This is a genomic window from Dietzia massiliensis (assembly GCF_018390595.1).
Classification (GTDB): domain Bacteria; phylum Actinomycetota; class Actinomycetes; order Mycobacteriales; family Mycobacteriaceae; genus Dietzia; species Dietzia massiliensis.
Window position 1 is genome coordinate 1 of sequence record NZ_JAHBAV010000100.1, and the last position, 4,308, is coordinate 4,308.

Consider the following 4,308-nt stretch of genomic DNA (forward strand, 5'->3'; position numbering starts at 1 on the left):
TGGCGGCTCCGATAAAGTTACACGAGCCGCAACGAAAGTACTAATCGCCTGGTCAGCACGCCTTTCCGGGCGTCGACACCCAGGACCGGCCCGCCCCAGGGCCGAAACCCCGAGCCTGCAGCCCCACGGCCTCACGCAGTGGACCCTGGCGCGTCCGGGTGCAAGCGGAAGCGGCGCGCGCCCCGGTTCGGACCTCGACTTGCGTGCGGGCCTCCTCCCGCCAGCTCTCAATGAGTCGCAGTCCACCTGGAAACGCGGCGCCCGCCTCCGCCAGTTTCGTTAAACCTGCAGCTACTGTCCGTGCGCCCACACAAGTCCGGTCTGTCCAGTTCGGGTAACCAGGCGTTATGACATGCAGTCGCGGCGTGGGGCTTTTCGGCCCGGCAGATAGTCATGCTCTGCTGTTCGCTGTTCATGCGCGCCTCAGCCGGCGGGTAGGTCGAGGGTGAATTGGGCGCCGTGGCCCGGGCCGTGACTGATGACGCGGATGCGTCCTCCGTGTGCGTCGACGAGTGCCCGGGTGATCGCGAGGCCGATTCCGCTGCCGCCAGCGGTTCGGCCTCGGGCGGGGTCGGCGCGGTAGAAGCGGTCGAAGAGGTGATCGAGGTGCTCGGTGGCGATTCCGTCTCCTGTGTCGGAGACGGTGATGGCCGCCGTTGCCGGGCCCGGGCGGTGGCTGCCGAGGGTGACGGTCCCGCCGGGTGGGGTGTGGCGCAGCGCGTTGTCGAGAAGGTTGGCCAGAGCCTGTCCGATGCGGTCGGCATCGACGGTGACCGCGACCGGGTCGATCTCACCTAGATGCAGGTGCACGCCTTTGTCGAGGTAGCGTTCGCGTGCTGCCTTTGCGGCAGTCGCTACGAGCGCGTCTGTCGTGGTCGGGGCCGGGTGTAGTCGGGTGAGGTGTTCTTCCGCGTCGGAGACGGCGACGATGTCCGCGGCGAGGCGTTCAAGACGTCTGGTGGCCGCCCACAGCACCTGTCTGGTGGTGTCGTCGAAGCTGCGCACGCCGTCGTCGATGGCTTCGAGGTAGGAGTCGATGGTGGCCAGCGGGGTGCGCATCTCATGACCGAGGTCGGCGAGCATTCGTCGTCTGGTGACGTCGGTGGCATCCAGACGTCGGGCGAGTTCGTTGACGCTGGTGGCCAAGTCGTCAAACTCTCGGCCGAGCTTCGGGCTTGTCATCCGAGTCGCGTAGTGCCCTTGGGCGATGTCGGCGGTGGTGGTGGTGACGATGGTGACCGAGCGTTGGACTCGGCGGGTGAGGTACCAGGTCGCTGCCAGTGCCAGCAGCAGGGCGATGCCCACCGCGAATCCCCAGGCCAGGATGATCGCGACGGTGAATGCTTCCTCGACGTGGGCGGCTTGGCTGGAGTTGTGGTCGATGCCGGCTTGACCGAGGTGGTCGTGAAAGATGCCCGGGGCCAGTGCAGAGGCAACGAGCCACGCGCTGGCCGTGCTTCCGACGACCACGCTGGTCATCGCCAACAGCAGGCGGGTGCCGAAGCTGACTCCGGCCGCGCGACGACGGGGGCGGGTGTCGGGCGTGGCCGGTGTTGGTGGCGAGGTGGACCTCATTGGCATGGTCCCATGCGGTAGCCGACCCCTCGGACCGTGCGGACGTAGCGGCCCACAGCCGCGTCGTCGCCGAGCTTGCGACGCAGGTGGCCGATGTGGACGTCGACCAGGTGGTCATCGCCCACCCAGTTCGGTCCCCACACGGCGGCCATCAACTGTGCGCGGGTCACGACGATCCCGGGGTCGCGGGCCAAGGCGACGAGGATGTCGAACTCGGTGCGGGTCAGCTCGATGGCGGTACCACCGACGGCGACCTCTCGCCCGGCGGTGTCGATGGTCAGCCGGCCGATCGAGTGCACTCGGGGTGATGCCTTTCCGCCGCCCTTGGCAGTGCCCTGCCGTGGTCTGCGCATCATCGCCTGAATCCGGGCCGAGAGCACTCGAGGGCTGAACGGTTTGGTCATGTAGTCGTCTGCGCCCACAGACAGTCCGATCAGGGTGTCGACCTCTTCGGTCCGGGCGGTGAGCATGACGATGTACGCGTCACTGTGGGTTCTGACCTGTCGGCAGACCTCGATCCCGTCCAGCCCGGGGAGTCCCAGGTCGAGAACGATTACGTCCGGGGCGATGCGGCAGGCCAGGTCCACAGCATCCTGGCCGTCACCGGTGATCGTGACGTCGAAGCCGTCGCGCTCGAGATACGACCCCACCAGATCGGCCAGGGGCTCCTCGTCGTCGACCACCATCGCCCGCAGCGCTGGGGGATCGGCGCGGCGCGGACGACGGTCACCGCGTTCATCGGCAAAGGGCATGCCCGTCATTTTCGCCTCCCCGACTGATGACCCGTCACTGCGGTGGGGGCTTGATCGAATCTTCACACGATCTCCATTGAAGCCGGCGGGATGCACGGTCACGATGGCCACTGGAGTCAGACGCGGGAGGTATAACGTGGTCGGATGGGGCGGGCTGGCGCTCGGCGCCGTCGTCGTGGCCGCCCTGTGGGCCTCGACGATGCTGCTGGTCACCGCGCTGTTCGGTGATCCGTCGGCGGAGTCGCAACAGTGACCGGGATGTCGCGGAGAGCATTTCTCCTCGGGTCGGCTCTCGCTGGTGCCGGGGCGTTGGGCGCGTGTGGACAGTCCGGCCCCTCGGGGGTGCCGGTGACGGCATCGGACCCAGTAGTGGGCGATGTCGAGGCGCAGCGCCAGCGTGCAGGTCAGCGCATCGTCGACGCCCGCCTGTCCCCTCGTCCGGCGGAGGTAGACCTGGGTGGGATCGTGGTCGCCACCTGGGCCTACGGTCCTACCGTACCGGGGCCTGCCCTGCGGGCCGGGGCCGGAGACCTGCTGCGCGTGGAGGTCGATAACCAGCTCGACGAACCGACCAGCGTGCACTGGCATGGCATCGCCCTGCGCAACGACATGGACGGCGCGCCAGGCCTGACACAAGAGGCGATCGAGCCAGGTGACCGATTCACCTACGAGTTCACCGTTCCGGATGCCGGTACCCACTGGTACCACTCGCATTCTGGGCTGCAGCTCGACCGGGGTCTGTACGGCCCGCTGATCGTCGACGACCCGGCCGAGCCAGGGGACTTCGACCATGAATGGGTGGTCGTCGTCGATGACTGGCTCGACGGCATCGACGGCACCCCAGACGACGCGGCCCGCGCATTGGGCATCGACACTCCGGGGCCTCACGGTCGCGCCCCGGGCCACGGCCGAATGCACGACGGTCCAGGCCATCAAAGCATCATCTCCCGGTTGCTCGGCGCTGCCGGCGACGTCAGTTACCCGCACTTTCTGCTCAATGGGAAGATTCCCGCCGACCCGGTCCGGTGGATCGCCAGACCGGGGCAGCGGGCGCGGATCCGGTTCATCAACGCCGGGGCCGACACGTTCTTCCGTGTCGCCGTCGGCGGGCACACGATGACCGTCACCCACACCGACGGCTTTCCCACCGCACCGCACCAGACAGAATCGATCCTGCTCGCGATGGGCGAGCGAGTCGACGTCCTGGTCACCTTGGCCGACGGAGCCTTCCCGATCTTCGCCGAGGCTGAAGGCAAGAACGGCCACGCCTTCGCTATCGTGCGCACCGGTTCCGGCGATCTGCCCGACGATCCCCGTCCCATCGAACTCGACCGCCGAGTGCTGCTTCCGGCAGACCTGAGCCCGGCGCCGGCATCGCGCCTGACAGACCAGGGTCATGACCGTTATCTCAGCGTCGACCTGGGCGGCAGCATGATGCCCTATCGCTGGACCCTCAACGGGCAGGCTCATCCCGACACCACACCGCTGGAGGTCTCCCGCGGTCAGCGGGTTCGGATACGGCTGCGCAACATGTCCGACATGGCCCACCCGATGCATCTGCACGGTCACACCTTCGCCCTCGCCGATAGCGGGCTCCGCAAAGACACCGTCACGCTCTGACCCATGCGCACCGCTGAGATCGAATTCGACACCGACCACCCCGGCCAGTGGGCCCTTCACTGCCACAACGCCTACCACATGGAGGCCGGAATGATGACCACCCTGTCTTACCTGGCCTGACCACCAGTTTGCTCACCAACCCGAAAGGCGCTTCACCACCATGACCCGCACCCCCATGCTGATCCCCGCCACCCTCATCGCCGCCACGCTGGCACTATCGGCCTGTACCGACAACACCGAGGACACCTCGGCCGCGTCCATCCCGGCAACCACCACATCCACTCCCGCGACGGGCACCGCCGCCGCCACACAGAACGAGGACACCCTTGGCGGCCAAGGGGGCCACGGGGGCCACGGGGGC

2 protein-coding genes and 2 pseudogenes are annotated in these 4,308 nt (G+C 67.6%); 2 read left to right on the plus strand and 2 right to left on the minus strand.

Going from position 1 to position 4,308, the window contains the following annotated elements; genetic code table 11:
* Window positions 1-423: 423 nt before the first annotated feature.
* Complete coding sequence (locus KHA85_RS16005) at window positions 424-1,479, minus strand: sensor histidine kinase (RefSeq protein ID WP_213186570.1); 1,056 nt, start codon at window positions 1,477-1,479, stop codon at window positions 424-426.
* 92 nt (window positions 1,480-1,571) lie between these two features.
* A complete protein-coding gene (locus KHA85_RS16010) occupies window positions 1,572-2,261 on the minus strand; it encodes a winged helix-turn-helix domain-containing protein (RefSeq protein WP_106385703.1) in 690 nt (229 codons plus the stop codon).
* Between the two features lie 324 nt (window positions 2,262-2,585).
* On the opposite strand from KHA85_RS16010, the pseudogene KHA85_RS16015 reads away from it, so the two are divergent.
* Window positions 2,586-4,067 (plus strand): annotated as a pseudogene (locus KHA85_RS16015) (multicopper oxidase family protein).
* Between the two features lie 40 nt (window positions 4,068-4,107).
* A pseudogene (locus KHA85_RS16020) lies at window positions 4,108-4,308 on the plus strand (hypothetical protein); the annotation flags it as partial.